At 57.1% G+C, this 20779-nt stretch carries 23 protein-coding genes; 9 read left to right on the plus strand and 14 right to left on the minus strand.

Translation table 11 applies throughout. The features are described 5' to 3' along the window. Positions 1-15 precede the first annotated feature (15 nt). The 4 genes from ACQR3R_RS04260 to ACQR3R_RS04275 all read right to left on the minus strand — a co-directional run bounded on the left by ACQR3R_RS04260 (position 16) and on the right by ACQR3R_RS04275 (position 3281). Complete coding sequence (locus tag ACQR3R_RS04260) at positions 16-1419, minus strand: heavy metal sensor histidine kinase (protein WP_428270762.1); 1404 nt, start codon at positions 1417-1419, stop codon at positions 16-18. Then, the gene (locus ACQR3R_RS04265; protein WP_428270763.1) at positions 1416-2087 is read right to left on the minus strand and encodes a heavy metal response regulator transcription factor; all 672 of its coding nucleotides are present in this window, start codon (positions 2085-2087) and stop codon (positions 1416-1418) included. The genes ACQR3R_RS04260 and ACQR3R_RS04265 overlap by 4 nt, the downstream gene beginning before the upstream one ends. 38 nt (positions 2088-2125) lie before the next feature. After that, entirely contained in the window at positions 2126-2383 is a 258-nt protein-coding gene (locus ACQR3R_RS04270; protein ID WP_428270764.1) for a DUF2790 domain-containing protein, read from the minus strand. A gap of 127 nt (positions 2384-2510) precedes the next feature. Then, the gene (locus ACQR3R_RS04275; RefSeq protein WP_428270765.1) at positions 2511-3281 is read right to left on the minus strand and encodes an alpha/beta fold hydrolase; all 771 of its coding nucleotides are present in this window, start codon (positions 3279-3281) and stop codon (positions 2511-2513) included. Between the two features lie 240 nt (positions 3282-3521). Between ACQR3R_RS04275 and ACQR3R_RS04280 the strand changes: the two genes are divergently transcribed. After that, positions 3522-3743 carry a hypothetical protein gene (locus tag ACQR3R_RS04280; protein WP_428270766.1) on the plus strand — a complete coding sequence of 74 codons (222 nt, stop codon included), beginning with the start codon at positions 3522-3524 and terminating at the stop codon, positions 3741-3743. Between the two features lie 8 nt (positions 3744-3751). Here ACQR3R_RS04280 and ACQR3R_RS04285 read toward each other — a convergent pair whose 3' ends face one another. Further along, on the minus strand, positions 3752-4642 hold the full coding sequence (locus tag ACQR3R_RS04285; RefSeq protein ID WP_428270767.1) for a LysR family transcriptional regulator: 891 nt from the start codon (positions 4640-4642) through the stop codon (positions 3752-3754). Positions 4643-4846: 204 nt separating this feature from the next. Here ACQR3R_RS04285 and ACQR3R_RS04290 point away from each other — a divergent pair, with 204 nt between their 5' ends. The 3 genes from ACQR3R_RS04290 (at position 4847) to ACQR3R_RS04300 (ending at position 7762) form a co-directional block, all read left to right on the plus strand. Next, positions 4847-6103, plus strand: coding sequence for an FAD-dependent oxidoreductase (locus ACQR3R_RS04290; protein WP_428270768.1), 1257 nt, complete (start codon positions 4847-4849; stop codon positions 6101-6103). A gap of 48 nt (positions 6104-6151) precedes the next feature. Beyond that, a complete protein-coding gene (locus ACQR3R_RS04295; RefSeq protein ID WP_428270769.1) occupies positions 6152-7240 on the plus strand; it encodes an extracellular solute-binding protein in 1089 nt (362 codons plus the stop codon). Positions 7241-7348: 108 nt separating this feature from the next. Further along, positions 7349-7762, plus strand: coding sequence for a DUF1801 domain-containing protein (locus ACQR3R_RS04300; RefSeq protein ID WP_428270770.1), 414 nt, complete (start codon positions 7349-7351; stop codon positions 7760-7762). 4 nt (positions 7763-7766) lie between these two features. On the opposite strand, the gene ACQR3R_RS04305 is transcribed toward ACQR3R_RS04300, so the two are convergent. The 3 genes from ACQR3R_RS04305 to ACQR3R_RS04315 form a co-directional block, all read right to left on the minus strand. After that, entirely contained in the window at positions 7767-8267 is a 501-nt protein-coding gene (locus tag ACQR3R_RS04305) for a PaaI family thioesterase (protein ID WP_428270771.1), read from the minus strand. Positions 8268-8376: 109 nt separating this feature from the next. Continuing rightward, positions 8377-8883: a peptide-methionine (S)-S-oxide reductase MsrA gene (gene msrA / locus ACQR3R_RS04310; RefSeq protein ID WP_428270772.1), complete on the minus strand. Its 507-nt coding sequence runs from the start codon at positions 8881-8883 to the stop codon at positions 8377-8379. A gap of 150 nt (positions 8884-9033) precedes the next feature. Then, entirely contained in the window at positions 9034-9405 is a 372-nt protein-coding gene (locus ACQR3R_RS04315; RefSeq protein ID WP_428270773.1) for a GFA family protein, read from the minus strand. Positions 9406-9540: 135 nt separating this feature from the next. Between ACQR3R_RS04315 and ACQR3R_RS04320 the strand changes: the two genes are divergently transcribed. The 4 genes from ACQR3R_RS04320 (at position 9541) to mqo (ending at position 13112) form a co-directional block, all read left to right on the plus strand. Continuing rightward, a complete protein-coding gene (locus ACQR3R_RS04320) occupies positions 9541-10137 on the plus strand; it encodes a nucleotidyltransferase family protein (RefSeq protein WP_428270774.1) in 597 nt (198 codons plus the stop codon). 63 nt (positions 10138-10200) lie between these two features. Continuing rightward, complete coding sequence (locus ACQR3R_RS04325) at positions 10201-10482, plus strand: hypothetical protein (protein ID WP_428270775.1); 282 nt, start codon at positions 10201-10203, stop codon at positions 10480-10482. After that, on the plus strand, positions 10469-11185 hold the full coding sequence (locus tag ACQR3R_RS04330) for a DUF72 domain-containing protein (RefSeq protein WP_428270776.1): 717 nt from the start codon (positions 10469-10471) through the stop codon (positions 11183-11185). Before ACQR3R_RS04325 ends, ACQR3R_RS04330 begins: the two co-directional genes overlap by 14 nt. A 292-nt stretch (positions 11186-11477) precedes the next feature. After that, complete coding sequence (gene mqo, locus ACQR3R_RS04335; RefSeq protein WP_428270777.1) at positions 11478-13112, plus strand: malate dehydrogenase (quinone); 1635 nt, start codon at positions 11478-11480, stop codon at positions 13110-13112. Positions 13113-13209: 97 nt separating this feature from the next. Here mqo and ACQR3R_RS04340 read toward each other — a convergent pair whose 3' ends face one another. Together ACQR3R_RS04340 and ACQR3R_RS04345 are read right to left on the minus strand one after the other, a co-directional pair. Further along, entirely contained in the window at positions 13210-13692 is a 483-nt protein-coding gene (locus tag ACQR3R_RS04340) for an OsmC family protein (protein ID WP_428270778.1), read from the minus strand. A 286-nt stretch (positions 13693-13978) separates the two neighbouring features. Continuing rightward, the gene (locus tag ACQR3R_RS04345; protein ID WP_428270779.1) at positions 13979-14959 is read right to left on the minus strand and encodes a hypothetical protein; all 981 of its coding nucleotides are present in this window, start codon (positions 14957-14959) and stop codon (positions 13979-13981) included. 353 nt (positions 14960-15312) lie between these two features. Here ACQR3R_RS04345 and ACQR3R_RS04350 point away from each other — a divergent pair, with 353 nt between their 5' ends. Then, a complete protein-coding gene (locus ACQR3R_RS04350) occupies positions 15313-16380 on the plus strand; it encodes a zinc-binding dehydrogenase (protein WP_428270780.1) in 1068 nt (355 codons plus the stop codon). 249 nt (positions 16381-16629) lie between these two features. Here ACQR3R_RS04350 and ACQR3R_RS04355 read toward each other — a convergent pair whose 3' ends face one another. The 4 genes from ACQR3R_RS04355 to ACQR3R_RS04370 all read right to left on the minus strand — a co-directional run bounded on the left by ACQR3R_RS04355 (position 16630) and on the right by ACQR3R_RS04370 (position 20581). Continuing rightward, a complete protein-coding gene (locus tag ACQR3R_RS04355) occupies positions 16630-17784 on the minus strand; it encodes an ATP-binding cassette domain-containing protein (RefSeq protein WP_428270781.1) in 1155 nt (384 codons plus the stop codon). A gap of 14 nt (positions 17785-17798) precedes the next feature. Beyond that, positions 17799-18608, minus strand: a complete 810-nt coding sequence (locus tag ACQR3R_RS04360) for an ABC transporter permease subunit (RefSeq protein ID WP_428270782.1) — start codon at positions 18606-18608, stop codon at positions 17799-17801. A 6-nt stretch (positions 18609-18614) separates the two neighbouring features. Next, a complete protein-coding gene (locus tag ACQR3R_RS04365; RefSeq protein ID WP_428270783.1) occupies positions 18615-19469 on the minus strand; it encodes an ABC transporter permease subunit in 855 nt (284 codons plus the stop codon). 86 nt (positions 19470-19555) lie between these two features. After that, positions 19556-20581 (minus strand): extracellular solute-binding protein, encoded by a 1026-nt coding sequence (locus ACQR3R_RS04370; protein WP_428270784.1) that lies wholly within the window; start codon positions 20579-20581, stop codon positions 19556-19558. Between the last annotated feature and the right edge of the window lie 198 nt (positions 20582-20779).

The raw sequence follows: 20779 nt of genomic DNA on the forward strand, positions 1-20779 counted from the left end.
CGCCATGGGCAACGGTTAGTCACCACGCTGGCGGGCCGGGAAAAACAGTTCGAAGCAGGTCACGCCGTCGCTGCTGCGGGCGCTGTAGGCACCGTTATGCAGTTGCATGATGGTTGCCACGATAGACAGGCCCAGGCCATTTGAGCTGGCTGAGCGTTCGCGTGAAGGATCAACGCGATAAAACCGCTCGAACAATTTGGGCAAGTGTTCGGCGGCAATGGTCTGGCCATGGTTGTGCACTTGCAGGCGGATTCCGTCGGCAGTGGGTGTGGCGCGAATCAGCAGTTCGGAATGCGGCGCGCCGTATTTGATGGCGTTGGCGCAGAGGTTGGCCAAGGCGCGGCGCAGCAGCATGGGCTCGGCCCAGATCAATCCGCTGCCGCGCGCATCGATGCGGATCCCGACGTCGGCCGCCGGGCCTTCGAAGTAATCTGCAATGCGCTCCATTTCATCGGCGGCATCCAGTTCCTGGCGCTGACTCATGGCGCTGGACGGGTCGGTGCGGGCCAAAAACAACATGTTGTCGAGCATGCGGGCCAAGCGCTCCAGCTCCTCGACGTTTGACGCCAGCAACTGCTGATACGCTTCTACGCTGCGGTTTTGCTGGAGCGCGACCTGGGTTTCACCCAGCAGGTTGTTGATGGGTGTACGCAATTCATGAGCCATGTCAGTCGACACCTGACCCAACTGCACAAAGCCTTTGCCCAAGCGGTCGAGCATCGAATTGAACGCCTCGATCATCGGCAGGACTTCCCTTGGCGCGTCGCGGCTGTCGAGGCGCTCGGTCAGGTTGCCGACGCCGATGCCGTGAGCGTGCCGGGCCAGGCGACGCAGTGGCAGCAAGCCACGGTGCACCAGCAGATAACCAGACAGCGCCAACAGAATCGCTGCCACGCTGGCGAACAGATAAACGTTGAGACGGTAGTCGGCGAGCACGGCGGTGCGCTCGGTCATCAAGCGGCCAGTGACCACTTGCAAGCTGCCCAGATCGCCAGAATCGATGGTTGCCGCCAGCGCCGCGAAGGGCACGCCGTTTACGCTGGGAAAGTGCTGCACGTCGGCGAGCGTCAGCGGATGGTCCATCGAAACAGGCGCCAGTGACGGCATGGCCAGGTTGCCGGGGTTCACCTCCAGCAACGGCTTTTGCCCCGCAGCGCCGATGGCGAGCAGGGCCTCGCGATTACCCAGCATGTTCTGGAACAGCGCCGGTTTGGTTTTGATCAGCTCCAGGGTATTGCTGTCGTTGAGGAACGTGCGCAATTGGTCGATGCGATTGATGAGCGCGGCGTCGTCACGGCGGATCAGTTCACGTTCCAGGTCGTGGTACAGCGCCACGCCCAGCAAGGCCAGCGAGACAAAGGCGAGCAGGGCAAATACCAGCGCCAGGCGCAGGGTCAAGGAATGACGAAGGCGGGTCATGGCTGGGTATCGAAGCGGTAGCCAATCCCACGCACGCTGTGGATCAACTTCAGCTGGTACGGGTCATCGATTTTCAACCGCAACCGGCGGATCGCAACATCGACGACATTGGTGTCGCTGTCGAAATTCATGTCCCAGACCCGGGAGGCGATCATCGAGCGCGACAACACTTCGCCTTGGTGAGTGGCGAACAAGTGCAGCAGGGCGAATTCCTTGTTGGTCAGCGTGATGCGCACCCCGGCTCGTGTAATGCGGCGCTTGAGCACGTCGATCTGCAAGTCGTCGATGTGCAGTTGTTCTTCTTCGCGGGTGGGGCCGCGGCGGGTCAGCGTGCGCAGACGTGCGACCAGTTCGGCAAAAGAGAAGGGTTTGATCAAGTAATCGTCGGCGCCCAGTTCCAGGCCCTTGATCCGGTCGGCGATGTCATCGCGCGCGGTCAGGAACAACACCGGTGTATCGGCTTCCTTGCGCAAGCGGCGCAGCACTTCCCAGCCGTCCATTTTTGGCATCATGACGTCCAGCACGATCACGTCGAACGAATGTTCCAGTGCCAGGTGCAAACCATCGACGCCGTCCCGCGCCAGGCTGACGGTGTACCCCAATTCCTGCAGGCCGTTCAGCAGGTAGTTGCCTGCCTTGGGTTCGTCTTCGACTACCAGGATATTCATAAGGTGTGCCTCAGCCAGTTGGCGCCAGTGTAGCTGGATCAATGATCATTGGTGCAGCCGGTGCCGTCGACCCGGTAATCCAGTACGTGCTCGCGGCCCTGATGATCGAGGTAATCCAGCCGCGCCGGAATCAGCCCGCACTTGTCCGAAATATTGGTGCTGGACAGGACCTGGTCGACGTCCATGTGCACGAAGAAACCGGTCTTGTCGTGGATCAACGGGGCGGTGGGCTGGACGTCGGCAAACGCCGAGCCAGTGACGAGGAGGGCAGCTATACCAAGGATTAACATTTTCATGACCGTTCTCTCTATTCAGGTTTGGGTGGCTGCCGGTGCTTTGCCTGGCAGTGAGTTCAGGTTAAACAGGCGAAGCCAACAGCCGACCAACAGTTCAATGACAAAGCTGTCATTAATGAAACGGGCGTTATGGCTGACGGCCCGACGCTTCGAGGATCAAGTCAGCGATTTGCTTGGGATGGGACACCAACGACAAATGGCTCGACGGCAGCTCGATGGTGGTCGCGCCCATGCGCTTGGCGAGGAAGCGTTCGAGGTCCGGGTTGATGGTCTGGTCGAGACTGGAAACGGCGTACCAGGAAGGTTTGGTGTGCCAGGCAGCGACAGTGGTGCGGTCGGTGAACAGGGTTTTGGCGATGGGTTGCTGCACGGCGTAGAGTTCCATGGCTCTGGCATGCGGCACGTCACTGGCAAAGTAGTTAAGGAAAGCGTCCTGCTTCAGGCTGATGAAACCGTCATGCTCCTCGGTACCGGAACGAACGGGCATCGTCGGGTACTTTGCAGACAGCGCGACGAAGTCTTCACCCGCATCGGGTGCGCGGGCTGCAACGTAGACCAATGAGCTGACCTTGGGGTTGACTCCGGCCTCGCTGACCACCGTGCCGGCGTAAGAGTGGCCCACCAGCACTGTCGGGCCATCTTGCTGGTTCAGTACGCGTTGGGTGGCAGCGACATCGTCGGCGACCGACGTCAGCGGGTTCTGTACCGCGGTGACGTGCAGGCCGGCCGCTTGCAAGCGAGTGATCACGTCCGACCAGCTGGAGCCATCAGCCCAAGACCCGTGCACCAGCACGACGTTATTCGCCTTGACTGCCGCAATGGGGCCGGCCATGGCAGAGCCTGTGCCCAGCAACATCACGCTGGCAGCAATAAGGCAGAGTTTATTGAGTGGTTTCATGGTTTCGATCCTCATCATCTTCAGTGCAAAACGCGTCACCTGCTTGGGGTGACTGACGACTCCACTGTATGAAGCGAGGCTGCTGGTTACGCTGACAACTCGATGACAAATGTGTAATGCAGCGCTGGATTCTTGTATCGGCATTACCCGCGTGATGGTTGGTTGACGCCGTATGTCGGCCACGAGGAACGGTCAGCCCTGGTGAAAATTCCAAGTACCAACAAACTTCGGAGTGTGGCCATGAATGATGAGCGAAAGCGGCAAGCCTTGGCGGCGTGGTATCAGTTGCTGAAAGAGCCGGAAATCCGCATGGATTGCGAGGAGCAGTACGACGAATTACTAAAAGCCGCCGATGAAATGGAGCAGCAAGGGCTGATCAACGGCGCTGAATGGAGAAAATTGGTGCGCGAGGCCGGTGCCGCTTTTTCAAGCGCTGTCGAGGGTGTCGGTCGCGGCACGTAAGCCAAGGTTCACGCCTGTTCGGCCTGCTGGGCAAACCACTGCATGATCACTGCGCAGGCCGGATGCGAAGCGGCCGAAGCTTGCAGGTTCAACGCGTAGATGCCGCGCGTTTTCAAGGGCTGGCCGAACGGTACGGTCAGCACCCCGCGCTCAATCGATTCCCCCGCCAATGTCATGTCTGTCATGGCAACCCCTAAACCGCGCGCTGCCGCGTCCAGTGCTAACTCGTCAAGGTTGAAGGGTATGTGCCGGTAATCTTCCAGCCGTTTGCCGCCATTCGCCGCGAGCCATTTGACCCAGTCGTTCTTATCCGTCGAACGGTGCAGCAGCGCAAAACGAACCAGATCGTGCACCGACTCCAGAGGTTGGGTGGGGCCGCGGAGCCCGGGGGCACACACTGGAACCAGCGCTTCGTTAAACAAAGTCAGGCAATCGGGGTCGTCCGATGGCTGTGGCAAATAGAGGATGTAGGCATCGCTATCGACACCGGGCTCTACTAACTCCGTGGCCACGGTTTCTATCGACAGCGAAATCTGTGGGTGACACCGATAAAACTCGCTCAGTTTCGGCAGCAACCATCGAACCGCCAGCGACACATGCATGCGTATGCGAAAGGGGCGTTCGTGTGGGGCCAGCCGCTCTTCAAGATCGGCCAACTGCGCCAACATCCCGCGCGCAGTGGCCAACACCTGTTCGCCTTGCGGTGTGAGCCGAACGTTACGGCTGTTGCGCACCAGCAGCGGCACGTCGAAGTGACTCTCCAACTGCTGGATCTTTCGGCTGACAGCGCTTTGCGTCAGGCACAGTTTTTGCGCCGCGTGCGTGAAACTGCCGCTGTCGCAGACTTCGACCAGCGCCTGTAAGGCCTGTAGAGAAGGAACGTGGCGAGTCTTATCCATGCGTTTTCCGAATGGTTGAATGAAATTATAACGTTGGTTGTATTGCTGAAGGCCTTATAGATTCTAGCGCTAGGCCGCCATCAAAAGAAAATGTTCATGCGGTAAAGACATTTGGTTGCGGTGCGGTGCTCGCGAAATGACAGGCGTATGAGGTGATGCATGACCAATGTGTGTGGCTGGATCGCGCAGGCGGGGAATTCTCCCGTGCGCTCGCCTTTAAAGGGGCCCGAAAAAGCCGACTGGCTGATTATCGGTGCGGGTATCACCGGGCTGAGTGCCGCGCATGCGCTGGCGCAGATGCACCCTTCGGCAAAAATTGTGATTGTCGACCGGCAACGCGCGGCGCAAGGCGCTTCGGCACGTAATTCGGGTTTCGTGGTAGGTCACGAATACCCTGCCGATAGCGAGTTGCTCGGCAACAAGGGCTTTGCTGATTTTGAGCTCGACACGCAGATTTCCCGGGTGGCCAGCGATGAAGTGCGTCAGCAGATAGCGCGTCACGGTATTCAGTGCGATTGGCGCGACGACGGTTACTTCTTCGCCGTGAGCGATCCCTCGAAGTTGCCCCACGTCGCGTCCCGCCTCGAAACGCTGAAGGCTGTCGGTGCCGATGCGCAGTTTCTGCAAGGCGAACAGCTGTTTCACACACTCGGTGCCCGACATTACCAAGCAGCCATCTGGTGTGGTAACGGCAATGCATTGCTCCAGCCAGCGAAGTACGTCAAAGGCTTGCTGGATGCACTGCCGGGGAGCGTAAAGCTGTTTGAACATACCGAAATCAGTGCCATGGAACGCCTGAATGACGGGCGCATCAGGGCGTTGGGCCTGCACGGCAATATCGAAGCGAAGCAGGTGCTGGTGTGCTTGAACGCCTTCATCCCTCGCGCCGGGATACAGGACAGTGCCACGTTTCCCATGGAACTCAGTGCCAGCCTTACACGACCGCTGAGCGACCAGGAGTTTGCCGCCATAGGTGAACCACAACCGTGGGGCGTGCTGTCGACGCGGCCACTGGGCGCCACTGTGCGCCTGACGCCAGATCGACGCGTGATGATCCGCAATACGGCGGAATATCGTTCGCGGGACCTGTGCGACAGCGAACTGTTGCGTCGCCGCCAACACCATGTGCTCGGCCTGCAACGACGCTTTCCGTTTCTGGGCGAGCACGACATCGAGCACACCTGGACCGGACATTTGAGCGCCTCGCGCAGCGGTCAACCTTACTTCGCCAAGGTCGATGACCGGGTATTTGCGGTGGCTGGGTGCAATGGTTCAGGCGTTGCGCGCGGCACGCTGTGGGGGCGCTTGCTGGCTGAAATGTCGTCAGGTCAAAGCTCGCAGCTTTTGCAGTCAGTGATCAACCGGGCACAGCCAGGCTGGCTTCCGCCGCGACCGCTACTCGACATCGGTGCCATGCTGCGCATGCGTGTGGAAGCGGTCAGGGCCAGAACAGAAATCTGAACAACTCGCTGACAAAAACAAAACTCATCAAAACGAAGGTGATTGAACATGCGCGTCAATAATATTTCCCTGATGGTGCTACTGGCGACGTTTTCTGCAGCGACTTATGCCGACGAAGTGGTGAATATTTCCAACTGGAACGGCTACATCGCCGACGACACTTTGCCTGCATTCACCAAAGAAACCGGGATCAAGGCGACTTACGATATTCACGACAGCAATGAAGTGCTGGAATCGAAACTGATGACCGGCAACACCGGGTATGACGTGGTGAGCCCATCGAACCACTTCCTGTCCCGATTGATAAAGGCAGGCGCTATCCAGAAGCTCGACAAGAGCCAGTTACCCAACTGGAAAAACCTTGATCCGGCGCTGATGAAAAAACTTGAAGTGAACGACCCGGGCAACCAATACGGTTATCCGTACATGTGGGGCACTGCAGGTATTGGCTACAACGTGGAGAAGATCAAGGCGATATTCGGCAACACCGATGTCACGCATTCCTGGAAGCTGTTTTTTGATGAAGACAACATCAAGAAGTTAAGCCAGTGCGGCGTTGCGATCATCGATAATCCGACCCAGATTTTACCCATCACCCTGAATTACCTGGGGTTGCCGCCGCATAGCCATGAGCCGGATGACTACAAGAAAGCGGAGCAGGCGCTGCTGAAAATCAGGCCTTATATCCAGTATTTCCATGCGTCCAAGTACATCAGCGACCTGGCAAACGGTAACGTTTGCGCGGTGATCGGTTTCAACGGTGACGTGGTCCAGGCAGCCGCCAGCGCCAAGGAAGCCAAAAACGGTATCGACATCGCCTATTCGATTCCTGACGAAGGCTCTACGTTGTGGTTCGACATGGTGGTCATGCCCAAGAATGCGCCGCATCAGAAAAATGGATACACCTACATGAATTACCTGCTGACGCCGCAGGTCATTGCCAACATCAGTAACAGCATTCACTACGCCAATCCCAACCTGGCGGCGGACCCGTATGTGACCCCGGCCGTGAAGGATGACCTGGCGATTTACCCGCCGAAAAACGTGTTGGAAAAATTGTTCACCGTCGAGGAACTGCCCGCCGCCATTGCACGGTTGAGCACTCGCCTGTGGACCAAGCTGAAAACCAATACCTGATAGGTGCCAGCCACGGGTTTCAACCATCGGTCAGCGCTGCACAAGTGTTTGGCCGATGGCCGCTAATCTGAACACTTGATTAGCGTTTTCAAGGAGGCCGCGACCACGATGAACCAGACAAACACCGCCGCGCCAGACGCGGGCTCTGCCGCTCAACTGATCGATGCGCGCATCCAGGAGTTGGGCGATTGGCGAGGGCAGACACTGGCGCAGGTTCGGGCGTTGATCACGCGAGCAGACCCTGAAGTGGTTGAGGAATGGAAGTGGAGAGGGGTGCCAGTGTGGTCCCACGCAGGGATTATCTGCACCGGCGAAACGTACAAAAACGCCGTGAAGCTGACCTTTGCCAAAGGCGCTTCACTGCAAGACCCTTCAGGGCTGTTCAATGCCAGCCTGGAAGGTAATACCCGGCGCGCCATAGACATTCATCACGGTGAAAGCATTGACGAGGCTGCCCTCAAGGACCTGATTCTGCAAGCCGTTGCACTCAACATGTCAGCCCGCAAGGGGCGTGCCGGCTAACCGCTTAAGCTTCGCGGCCATGTGCGTTGGCAGCCAGTTGCCCCGTGTCGACGCGCACAAATACAGAATCGCCGATGGCGGTCAGCACATCCCCGGCATACACCTCGCAAATCACCCGCGTCTTGCGCCCGACCTCACCTTCAACCTTGGCCCGCAACGTCAGCGGAACGCCCATTGGCGTGGGTTTGATGAACTTGATGCCCAGGTTGCCCGTTACGCAGTCGATACGCGGCAGGCTTCCCGCAGCGCGCTGTTCCTCCCGGTAGTGATACGCCATCGCCGTCCAGTTGGAATGGCAATCGACCAGCATCGCCAGCAACCCGCCGTACACCAGATCTGGCCAGCCGCAGTATTTTGCATCCGGCAGGTGCTCGGCCACGACATGCACGCCATCCTCGTCCCAAACGCTCTTGATGTGCAGCCCATGCGGGTTGCTACTGCCGCAGCCGTAACAAACGCCTTCTGGCGCAGCCGTGTCTTGCAGAGAGGTATAGAGGGTGGACATGCCGGGTCATCCTTAAGAAATGGAGACCCAGCCTAGCGGATTTTGGCGCATTTGAAAGGTGTTGGCTGAACGGGCGGCCCATGGGTGGCCGCCCTTTTCCAGCACGACTTCAGTTGCGCTTTGGCAGTGTCCAGTTCGGCCGGATGAAGTGACACGTGTAGCCATTGGGAAGTCGTTCGAGGTAATCCTGATGCTCCGGCTCCGCTTCCCAGAACGGTCCTGCCGGTGCGATTTCGGTGACCACTTTTCCCGGCCACAGGTCGGATGCATCGACGTCAGCCACAGTGTCCAACGCGATTTGCTTTTGCTTATCATCGAGATAGAAGAGGGCAGAGCGATAACTGGTGCCGATATCGTTACCCTGGCGATTGTGTGTTGTAGGGTCGTGAATCTGGAAGAAGAACTCGAGGATCTGCCGATAGCTGATCTGTTGTGGATCGAACACGATTTCGATCGCTTCGGCATGCGTGCCGTGGTTGCGATACGTCGCATTCGGTACATCGCCGCCCGAGTAGCCCACCCGCGTCGAGACAACGCCGGGATAACGCCTTAACAAATCCTGCATACCCCAGAAGCAGCCACCGGCCAAAATGGCGGTTTCGGTTTGCGTGGTCATAGTGCGATCCCTTCCATTAATCAATTAACTTACTGTTGAATGCGCCATTCGCGGTGCATTTGGAAGCGGTGTCCGACGGGCGATCGTTTTTTGCTGCCCGCGGCGTTTGATCAAGCGTGAATCAATCTAAAAAACACCGACGCCCGTTGCTCAGAACCACGGCACCTTTGACTCAATGCAGGCGTGCCGCTGTTTGAGACTCACAACAGGCGTATCCAACGTGCCCATGGCGATCGATACCCAGTCTGCAAACTCTCCCTTGCTGTCAGACCAGAACAGGCAGGATCCGCAGTCGCCACAAAACTGTCGTGCGACGTTTTCCGACGAGTAATACGTTTTCAATTGTGCGCCACCGGCCGTGACTGAAACCGCTGAGCGTGGCGCGCTCGCATACGTCGCGAAGGCCGCACCGTGGCCTTTCCTGCACTTGCTGCAATGGCAATGGGTGACCGCTTTCAACTCGCAGGCAACGTGATACTGCACTGCGCCGCACAAGCAGCTTCCCTGATGAACCTGTTCCATAGGCACCCTGTCCGAAGTGTGGATGTTTCACTTTAGCGGCCCGGCGAGCCAAGTGGAACACTCGACCCCGGTCTCGGGTCCCGGGATTTTGCTGTATCTTGCGCCGCCAGGAAGTTGAACCAATAAGGAAATTACATGACGTTGACCCCCGAACGTTTGATTGAAATTGCAATGACCAATCCGGCAAATGCCGAGATTGCGCGACGTTTGCCTGCGCTTGGCCTGGACCAGTGCATGCTGACGGCCGGGTGCCTGTTTCAAGCGGTTTGGAATCATCAGGCGGGACACAACGTCGCCTCGGGCATCAAAGACTACGATATTTTTTACTTTGATGAAGACCTGTCGTGGGAAGCCGAAAACGACGTCATCAACACGGCACGCGCGCTCTTCGAGGACCTGGGTGTGAACATCGAATTCAAGAACCAGGCGCGGGTTCACCTTTGGTACGGCCAACGGTTTGGCGGTGCTTATCCCAGGCTTGAGTCAGCGAAGGATGGCGTCGACCGGTACCTGGTCAGCGGCACGTGCGTGGGCCTTGATGTGGTCACCGGCGAGGTCTACGCGCCTTATGGTTTTAGCGACATTGAGCACGGCTTGTTGCGGATGAACCCGGTCAATCGCCAGCCCGACCGGTTCTATCAAAAGGCCAGGAGTTACCAGGAGCGCTGGCCTTGGCTGACGATCGTGGCCCCCGATATGTGCGCCGATGAGGAAAAAACGAACTTGCGCTGAAGGCTTTCCTCGAAGTTAAAAGTCGGTCGCAGGTGGCGTTTCGACGAGGGAAGGAGCTGGCAGGTGAACAAGACAATCCACGCCGCTGATCTGGGTTTGCATTTGAAAACGGGTGAAGCGCATTACGTGCGCTACGACGAAACCACTGCAGCGCGCTTACTGAACCGGGTAAAAAACTCGGTAGCGAATACGCCGGCAAGATTGGCGATATTCAACAACTCGGCACGGATCGTCAGGCTTTTGAAAAACGTGTCGAAGCATTTGACGGGGGAGGGCCCAAGACTATTGAGATTTTCATGCGTGATGCTGCTGTGGTGCTCTATTGAACGCCTTGCCACCCGTTAATATCGGCTGTGCCGGCTGGAGTCTGCCGCGTGATTCCTGGCACCGGTTTGCCGAGCACGGTACGCATTTGCAGCGCTATGCTTCGCGACTGACGGCGGTTGAAATCAACAGTTCTTTTTATCGCCCGCATCAGCCCAAAACGTATGCGCGTTGGGCGCAGTCGGTACCAGCGGCATTCCATTTCTCCGTCAAAATGTCCAAGCAAATTACGCATGTTCAGCGGTTACAGAATTGCGATTCTTTGCTGGAGCAGTTTTTGGCCGAATGCACCGCGCTCGGCCCATCATTGGGTTGCCTTCTGGTGCAGCTACCCCCTTCACTGGTTTACAACGAAGGCATCGCCGCAGGATTTTTCGAGGCTTTACGTCATCGTTATGCAGGGCCGCTGGTACTTGAGCCTCGTCACGAGAGCTGGCTTGACGCCGAGGCATTGTTGGTCGAGCAGAAAATCGGCCGAGTCGGCGCAGACCCGTCGCCCATCACCGGTGGCAGCACGCCGGGAGGCTGGCCCGGAATCCGTTACTGGCGCCTGCACGGTTCGCCGCGCATTTATCACAGCGACTACGACGACGGTCGCTTGAAGTTGCTGGCGCAGCATCTGCAAGGAACTGTGCCGTGCTGGTGCATTTTTGATAACACCGCCAGCGGTTTTGCCGTGCGCAATGCCCTTGCGCTGCAGGCACTGCTGAACCCTGCGGCTTAGAACATTTCTTTCGGTAGCGGCTTGCGTGTCTCGACCGACAGGTCTGGAACAGACGCGCCAACAGAATCACTGTCGCTCAAGTAGCTGAAGCCAATAATGATAAAAAGTCAGTTCAGTAGGGACATATAAACTGAGGTCGATGCAGTTAAATCGGCCTTGTGTGCCCTCCCTCCAATCATCATGTGCGAGCCCTCACGACATCCTGCCTGAATGCCGTGAAATCAGGGTTTGGCGGCGTGGTAATGGCAGGGCGGATGGCGTTTTATCATAGGTGCTACAGATGTTTAAAAAAATGAACACAGCCCTGCTGGGGCTGGCTTTGTCGATGGGGATCACGTCCGTTCACGCGGAAGAGGCAAAGAAGGTCGATGTACTGCTGATTGGCGGCGGCATCATGAGCGCGACCCTCGGCGTGTGGCTCAATGAGCTGCAGCCGGACCTGTCGATGGAAATGGTCGAGCGCCTCGACGGCGTCGCCCTCGAAAGCTCCAACGGCTGGAACAACGCCGGTACCGGCCACTCCGCATTGGCTGAGCTGAATTACACGCCAGAAGACGAGAACGGCAAGGTTCAGATCCCGAAAGCCGTTGAAATCAACGAAGCGTTCCAGATCTCCCGTCAGTTCTGGGCTTGGCAAGTACAGCAAGGCGTGCTGAAGAACCCGCGTTCGTTCATCAACTCCACACCGCACATGAGCTTTGTGTGGGGCGATGACAACATCAAGTTCCTGAAAAAACGCTACGAAGCGCTGCAAGCGAGCCCTCTGTTCGCCGGCATGCAGTACTCCGAAGACCCGGCGGTGATCAAGAAGTGGGTTCCGCTGATGATGGAGGGGCGTGACCCGAACCAGAAAATCGCAGCCACCTGGACCCCGATCGGCACCGACGTCAATTTTGGTGAAATCACCCGTCAGTTCGTTGCGCACCTGCAAACCACGCCGAAGTTCGACCTGAAGCTGTCCAGCGAAGTGCAAGACATCGTCAAGAACGAAGACGGCACCTGGCGCGTCAGCTACAAAAATCTGAAAGACGGCAGCAAAAGCGAAACCGACGCCAAGTTCGTGTTCATTGGCGCGGGCGGCGGTGCGCTGCACCTGCTGCAGAAGTCCGGCATCCCTGAAGCCAAGGAATACGCAGGCTTCCCGGTAGGCGGCTCGTTCCTGGTCACCGATAACGCGACCATCGCCGAACAACATCTGGCCAAGGCCTACGGCAAAGCCTCAGTGGGTGCGCCACCGATGTCGGTACCGCATTTGGACACCCGTGTCCTGGACGGCAAGCGCGTCATCCTGTTTGGCCCATTCGCGACCTTCAGCACCAAGTTCCTGAAAGAAGGTTCGTACCTGGACCTGCTGACCACCACGACCACGCACAACGTGTGGCCGATGACCAAGGTCGGCATCAAGGAATACCCGTTGGTGGAGTACCTCGCAGGCCAACTGATGCTGTCTGACGAAGACCGCATGAACGCCTTGAAAGAATACTTCCCGAATGCCAAAGCCGAAGACTGGCGCCTGTGGCAAGCAGGCCAGCGTGTGCAAATCATCAAGCGTGATGAAGCGGCCGGTGGCGTGCTGAAACTGGGTACCGAAATCGTCGCCTCCGCTGACGGCACCATCGCCGGTCTGCTGGGCGCATCGCCAGGCGCATCGACCGCTGCGCCGATCATGCTGAGCGTGCTGCAAAAGGTCTTCAAGGATCAGGTTGCGTCGCCTGCCTGGCAAGAAAAGCTGCATCAAATTGTGCCGAGCTACGGCACTCAGCTGAACGGCAGTCCTGAGAAAGTGGCTGAAGAGTGGGCGTACACCGCCAAGGTGCTGCAGCTGACTCCACCGCCAGCGATCCCGCAACTGGGTGCTCCGGCGGCTGCTCCGGCTGACGCCGGTCAGGCTCCAAAGCCCAATGCGGCCAGTGACATGGCTTTGTAAGTAGAGGCCTGTTGCAAGAAAACCCGCTGAACCGGTAACGGTCAGCGGGTTTTTTTGTGGCTGCAGCAGCGTTGGCAGACGGATGGGTTCAGGCTACTCAGCTGTCCGGGCTTATCGAAATGTCGGGCGCATGACTGACTGGAAAGTTTACCGAGCGGGCAATGAAGCATTTTTCGTGAGCCGTCTGAATCAAAGCCTTGGCCTTTTCGATATCAGATCCCGACGCCAGAGAGATCTTCGGCCGCAAAACAACCGAGGTGAATTGTCCCGAGCCGTTACTCTCCTCAAGCATGGTTCCCTGCGCATTGTCTTCATAGGCCACCACGACAATTGCGGTTTCAGCACAAAGGCCCAGGTACCACAGCTTGAAGCACGCCGATAAGGACGCGATAAGCAATTGCTCTGGGTTCCAGCGCGTTGAGTCCCCTAGAAAACTGGGGTCGGATGATCCCTCAATAGGTTTCTTGCCGTTTACCTGAATCACGTGGGACCGGCTGTAGGCGCGATAAGATGACGTCCCTGTACCCTCATTGCCAATCCAGGCTACTTGAACTTCATAGTTGTGTATTTTTTCTGCCATTTGATCGCTCCTGGTGCTCTTGCTGGTTAGATCGTCAAGGAGCAGAAGCTATACCCTAATGTTTCGCACCCACATTACAAATTGGTAATGCCGTAGGCGCGAGTGAAGGCGTTTCCGAAATAGGGGAGGTTACGCAGATCCCTTAGGAAACCGGCTTGCCGGTGATGGCGATGCCAAAAACGCCATCGCTGGCAAGCCAGTCTCCTACGGTTCGGTGGTGCATGCCAACAGGCATCATGTGATTTCCGAAAGAATACGTGGCCCCTTTGTTGTCTTTTTACTCTGTTTACATGGACTGTCCCGGACGTGTTAAGTGCGCAACGATTTCGCACTCTATATCGACCTTGGTCTTCAGCTTGGATAAATGCGGTTTAAATTCGATCCAGTTGCTTTTTGATAGATTGTTTACGAGTTCGGACTCTCCCAAGGCGAGTGAGATACCACTAAACAACGGTCCGACTAACGGCACAAAACCAAGCGCAGAACATATTTTTCCACTGATACTGCAGAATGTGTTGATTTGCTCATTCTTGCTGTTTAGCAGGTTGCTTTCGAGGGCTAGCCTATGGAGTGAAGTCCTGTCGCTTGACGCCTTCGAGTGAAGTATCGACGTGACGCTGCGTCCATATTTGCGAGTTTCTTTGTCGTTTTTTATACGATGAAGAAGTTCTATTGACGTTATCTCAAAATCTGGAACCAGTAACTCTGCGCTGTTTTCGACCATGTCCGATATATCAACAATGCGCTTTTGTACATTGTGGTATTGAGGGTCGATCACACTCAAACGCCTCATAATCATGCGGCGACCATTCGAGGAAATGATTTCAGCCGCAAATCTGAGAGACAACTCAACGTCGCAGATGACTTGAAGAAGGATTTGCCGTTGCGCAGACGGTGGAGCCCTGGACAATATCCGACTTATCACAGGGTCGGACAAAACCCAGTCGATGTAATTTTCTTGCTCATAATAATCCATGCCGATTGAGGAGGGGCGTGCCGGCATCCTCAAGCCAAAATCCGGGTGATAATACTCTTCCTCTCCCCAGTAAGTTTGGGAGTCGGGCATCGCGTTGTCGACAGGGGAGAAGATAACTTCGTCATAGAGTGAAAAAAGCGTCAGGGACAAACCTGTTATGTGTTGGCTACTGCTGCCCCATAATGTTTTGTAGTAGCCATGATTGCTGCCGAAACTAGAGCCCACTAGTTCTTTAGCGAAAAAAGCTTGTACAGCGCCCGAGTAGGGGAAGCTTAATATGACTTTGCTCACAGTTCCTCCTGGAAATAACAACAGTATGGCATGCCATATCGAGTGGGGTTTCAGCATATCAAAGTCGGGATTGATGTGTCTTTACCGCAAATCCTGTAGGAAACCGGCTTGCCGGTGATGGCGATTTCACGGGTGTTTTCCCCCGATTCCGGCGGGAATGGGCAATAAATCAGCAGGATTCGTCCATCGGTTGTTCCCGACCAGGTCTTATCCTGTGTGCAAAGCAATGCATTGAGCCGCCCGGGCTTATCGACAGATGGCCACCCAATTGACAGCAACTGTCATCCACTTGAACGATTCAGCAACTACGCTACTCCTCTTGTATTCAGTATCCGACTTAGAAGGTGATCGCAATGACCAAGACTTACAGCTATGCCGCCCATAACGCCAAGGACTCGCTCAAGCCTTTCACCTTTGAACGTCGCGCTCCGGGCGCCGACGATGTGCAGATCGAGATTCTTTATTGCGGCGTTTGCCATTCCGACCTGCACACGGTGCGTAACGAATGGCAAAACACTCTGTACCCGTCGGTGCCGGGCCATGAAATTGTCGGTCGGGTGACGGCCGTCGGCGGCAATGTCAGCAAGTTCAAAGTGGGTGATCTTGCGGGTGTGGGCTGCATGGTCGACAGCTGCCAGCACTGCGCGTCTTGTGCGGAAGGTGAAGAGCAGTATTGCGAAAACGGCTTCACCGGTACCTACAACGGCCCGGTATTCGGTGGCGAAAACACTTTTGGTGGTTACTCGGACAGCATCGTGGTCAAGGAGAAATTCGTCCTGCGTATTTCCCATGATGACGCCAATCTGGCGGCGGTCGCACCGTTGCTGTGTGCCGGCATCACCACGTATTCGCCGCTGCACCATTGGAAAGTCGGGCCTGGCAAAAAAGTCGGTGTGGTCGGCCTGGGTGGTCTCGGGCACATGGCCGTGAAAATTGCGCACGCCATGGGCGCGCATGTGGTGCTGTTTACGACTTCACCGAACAAACGTGAAGACGGCCTGCGCCTGGGCGCGGATGAAGTGGTGGTGTCGAAGAACCCGGATGAAATGGCCAAGTTCACCAACACCCTCGACTTCATTCTCAACACCGTGGCCGCGCCGCATAACCTCGACGCGTTCCTGTCGCTGCTCAAGCGCGACGGCACCATGACGCTGGTCGGCGCACCGGACAGCCCGCATCCATCGCCAACCGTGTTTAACTTGATTTTCAAGCGCCGCAGCCTCGCCGGGTCATTGATCGGCGGCATTCAGGAAACCCAGGAGATGCTGGATTTCTGCGCCAAACACGGGATTGTCTCGGACATCGAAATGATCGATATCCAGAACATCAACGAGGCGTATGAACGCATGCTCAAAGGCGATGTGAAGTATCGCTTCGTGATTGACATGAACAGCCTGGCGAAGGAAGAGAACGCTGCTTGAATCAATGGGCGAGTCATGTTCCGGGTAGAGACCGGAGGAGCACCACCGCAACAATGTGGGAGCGGGCTTGCTCGCGAAGGGGGCTGGTCAGGCGATGGAGTTGTCGGCCGGGATTAAGTCTTCGCGACCAGGCCCGTTTCCTTAGGAACTGCGTGCTCGACCCGTAAAAAAGGTCGCCACAACCCGACGTTGTGGCGACCCGAGGGTGATGCTGATGTCACCGGCCACCGAAATGGAACCGGTGCAAAATCAATGTGCGCCAGCGGCCTTGTTCAAGTCGCTTTCGGCCCATTCGGTGTACACGCAAGCGTCTGCCGTGGCCCAACGCACGCGCACCGGGTCTCCGGTCTTGAGCGGCATGCCGGCAGCGGACAACGCCTTGACGGTCATTGACGTGCCACCCAAGGTTTTCACGGCGCAAGTCTGGCTTTCACCGAGAAACAACACCTCGCCAACGATGGCCGATACTTCATTCCAGCCAGCTGCCAACGGTTCCTGCGCAGCTTGCTCAACACTCAAGGCCAAGGCTTTTTCCGGGCGCACCATCAGCAGTACATCCTGCTCGGTTTGCAGGCCGGATGTGAGGCGAATCGACAGCGACTGGCCTTCAAAAGATGCCACCGCGTTGCCCTGAGCCTTAAGCTTGAGGAAGTTCGAGTTGCCAAGGAAAGACGCTACAAATGCATTTGGCGGGTTCTGGTACAAATCGTATCCGCTGCCCAGGCCGACGATTTTGCCATGGCTGAAAATCGCGATGCGCTGTGACAGGCGCATGGCTTCTTCCTGATCGTGCGTCACATAGACAATGGTGATGCCCAGGCGTCGATGCAATTGGCGCAGCTCGTCCTGCAAGTCTTCACGCAGTTTCTTGTCCAGTGCACCCAATGGTTCATCCATCAGCAGAATGCGTGGCTCATACACCAGAGCCCGTGCGATGGCCACACGCTGTTGCTGGCCACCGGACAGTTGCGAGGGGCGGCGATGAGCGAACTGTTCTAGCTGCACCAGTTTCAGCATTGCGTCGACCCGGCGCTCGCGCTCGGCGGTGGCGAGTTTGCGGATAGCCAAAGGGAAGGCAATGTTGTCGCGCACCGACAAGTGCGGGAACAGCGAGTAACGCTGGAACACCATGCCGATATCGCGTTTGTGCGGCGGCACGTTCACCAGCGACTGGCCGTTGACCAGAATCTCGCCGCTGCTTGGGGTTTCAAACCCTGCGAGCATCGACAGCGTCGTACTTTTGCCCGACCCACTGGAGCCAAGAAAGGTCAGGAACTCGCCATCCTTGATGTCCAGCGAGATGTTATCGACGGCGGCAAATTCGCCGTAGTACTTGTTCAGGTTGCGCAGGCTTACCAAGGGCTGGTCATTGGGTTGCGCAAAATCTTTGATCACTGCACTCATGTCGTACTCCTGGCTCAGGCGCGAATTTCATTACGGCGGCGAAGGGTGGCGGCAATCAGCATGACCACCACCGAGAGGCCGATCAGCAGCGTCGATGCGACGGCAATCACGGGTGTCAGGTCCTGGCGCAAAGTGGTCCACATCTTCACCGGAAGGGTCTGCAGGGTCGGGCTGGCCATCATCACGCTCAGCACCACTTCATCCCAAGACACCAGGAACGCAAACAGGGCGCCGGCAACCATGCCAGGGCGAATTGCCGGGAAGGTCACCTTGAACACTGCTTGCAAGCGCGAAGCACCACAGATCACTGCAGCGTCTTCGATCGATTGATCAAACAGCTTCAACGAGTTGATGATCGAGATGATGGTGAACGGCAAGGCGACAATGACGTGGCTGACGACAAACGCAAACATCGTCCCGGTGTAACCCAGTTTCAGGAACAACGCGTAAACCGCCACGGCGATGATCACCAGCGGCACGATCATTGGCAGGGTAAACAGACCGTAGAGCATTTCGCGCCCCGGGAAACGTCCGCGAACCAGCGCAAAAGCGGTCGGCAAACCCAAGGCTACCGAGAAAATGGTCGTCAGTATTGCAACCTTGAGGCTGGCCAGTGCGGCGTTCATCCAGTCGGCGTTGGAGAAAAACTGGCTGTACCACTTCAGCGTCCAGCCCGGTGGCGGAAACACCAGCCACTGCGAAGAGCCGAATGACAGCAACACGATGAACACGATCGGCAACAGCAAAAACAGCGCGATCAAACCCGTGGTGGTGTAGAGGCCGAAGCGCATGCGCCGGCTCATGGCATTGGGGGTCAGGAGCATGACGGCTTACCTCGCGTTGCTGGCGCCAACCGGGGATTCCGGCTGAAGCTTCAGGTAGAAGTAGAACAACACCAGCGTGATGACGATCAGCAACGCGGCACCGGCGCTCGCCAGGCCCCAGTTAAGGAACGATTGCACCTGCTGAATGATGAACTCGGGCAACATCATGTTCTGCGCGCCGCCGAGCAACGCCGGGGTCACGTAGTACCCAAGCGACATCACGAATACCATCAAGCCGCCCGAAAACAGACCCGGCCGGCACAACGGCAGGAACACCCGGAAGAAGTTGGTCCAGGGGCTGGCGCCGCAGATCGAGCCCGCTTGCAGGATCATCGGGTCAATGGCTTGCATGGTCGCCTGCAACGGCAGGACGATGAACGGGATCATGATGTAACTCATGCCGATCACCACGCCGGTGAGGTTGTGCACCATCTCCAGCGGCTGGTCGATGATGCCCATTGCCATCAACGCTTTGTTGATCACTCCGGAGGCTTGTAACAACACCAGCCAGGAGTAGGTCCGCGCCAAGAGGCTGGTCCACATCGACAGCAGCACGATGTTAAGAATCCAGCGGCCCCAGCCCCGAGGCACCAAGGTGATCGCCCATGCCAGTGGGAAGCCCAGCAACAGGCTGAACAAGGTCACCAGCCCGGCCACCGAGAAGGTGTTGAACAACACGCGGGCGTACGCCGAGTTGGCGAAAAGTTGTTCGTAGTTCTCCAGGCCCGGTGTCGGTTCCAGCACACCGCGCAGCAACAGCCCGATCAACGGTGCCAGAAAAAACAGGCCAAGAAACAGCAGCGCGGGCAGCAGATTACCGGCGCCACGCCAGCGTTGAGCGAGTGAAGGGGATTGCGTCATCACAGCCGCCTTGCCGCTAGTCGTACCGGCAGCGCCAGTGGCGCTCCCGGTCGGAGTGGGTTGACGGGACGCGGCTACCGTCATTTTCATTTGACCAGCCATTCGTTCCACCGTGTCGCGATAGCCGAGCCGTTTTTGGCCCAGTACGCGAAATCAAGAGTGATCTGATCCTTAGCGTAGGCAGTCGGCAGGTTAGGGGCCAATACCGAATCCAGGCGCTGCACGCTGTCGACGTTGACTGGCGCATAAGCGGTCAGGTTGGAGAAATCCGCCTGGCCTTTAGCGCTGCTGGCATTGGCCAGGAACTTCATGGCTGCCGCTTTGTTTTTCGAACCTTTGGGGATGACCAGAATGTCGGCCATGACCAGGTTTTGCTTCCAGCTCACGCCAACCGGTGCGCCATCTTCCTGCAGTGCGTGAATCCGGCCGTTCCAGAACTGGCCCATGCTGACTTCACCAGAGGCCAGCAACTGCTGCGACTGCGCGCCGCCGCCCCACCACACGATGTCTTTCTTGATGGTGTCGAGTTTCTTGAAGGCGCGATCCAGGTCCAGCGGGTAGAGCTTGTCAGCCGGTACACCATCGGCCAGCAAGGCCAGTTCGAGTACGCCTGGGCTTGGCCATTTGTAGAGGGCGCGTTTGCCGGGATAGGTCTTGGTGTCGAACAGGGCGGTCCAGTCTTGCGGTTTGCCGGCGCCGAGTTTGCCTTCGTTGTAGCCCAGCACGAAGGAGAAGAAGAACGAACCAACGCCGTAGTCGGAGACAAATCGAGGGTCGATTTTGTCACGCTGGATGACCGTGAAATCGAGCGGTTCCAATAAACCTTCGGACGCTGCACGCAGGGCGAAGTCGGCTTCGACGTCAACCACATCCCACTGCACATTGCCGCTTTCGACCATGGCTTTGAGTTTGCCGTAGTCGGTTGGGCCATCCTGAACCACTGTGATGCCGCTGGCTTTGCTGAACGGATCGGCCCAGGCCTGCTTTTGCGCATCCTGAGTGCTACCGCCCCAGCTGACGAAGTTGACGCTTTCAGCCGCCATGGCCGCATGACTGGCCGTGGCCAGTAAACCTGCGAACAGCACTGCGGTTGCACGTTTGTTCAACACCATTTTCACGCCCTCATTTGTTGTGTTTTTGAGCGGGCTTTGTAGTGCCCGCTTATCGGGAGCAGTAGGTCCATCTGGCCTCTAAAGGCGACCGAGCCAAGGACTGTTATGGGTGCTTTCCCTGGCGGGTGCACTTGGCTGGAACGTCCGGTCTATGGAATATCATATTATGGTATTCCAAACTTTGTGCAAGCACTTTGC

It is taken from the genome of Gordonia sp. IEGM753, from assembly GCF_050321825.1.
Classification (GTDB): domain Bacteria; phylum Pseudomonadota; class Gammaproteobacteria; order Pseudomonadales; family Pseudomonadaceae; genus Aquipseudomonas.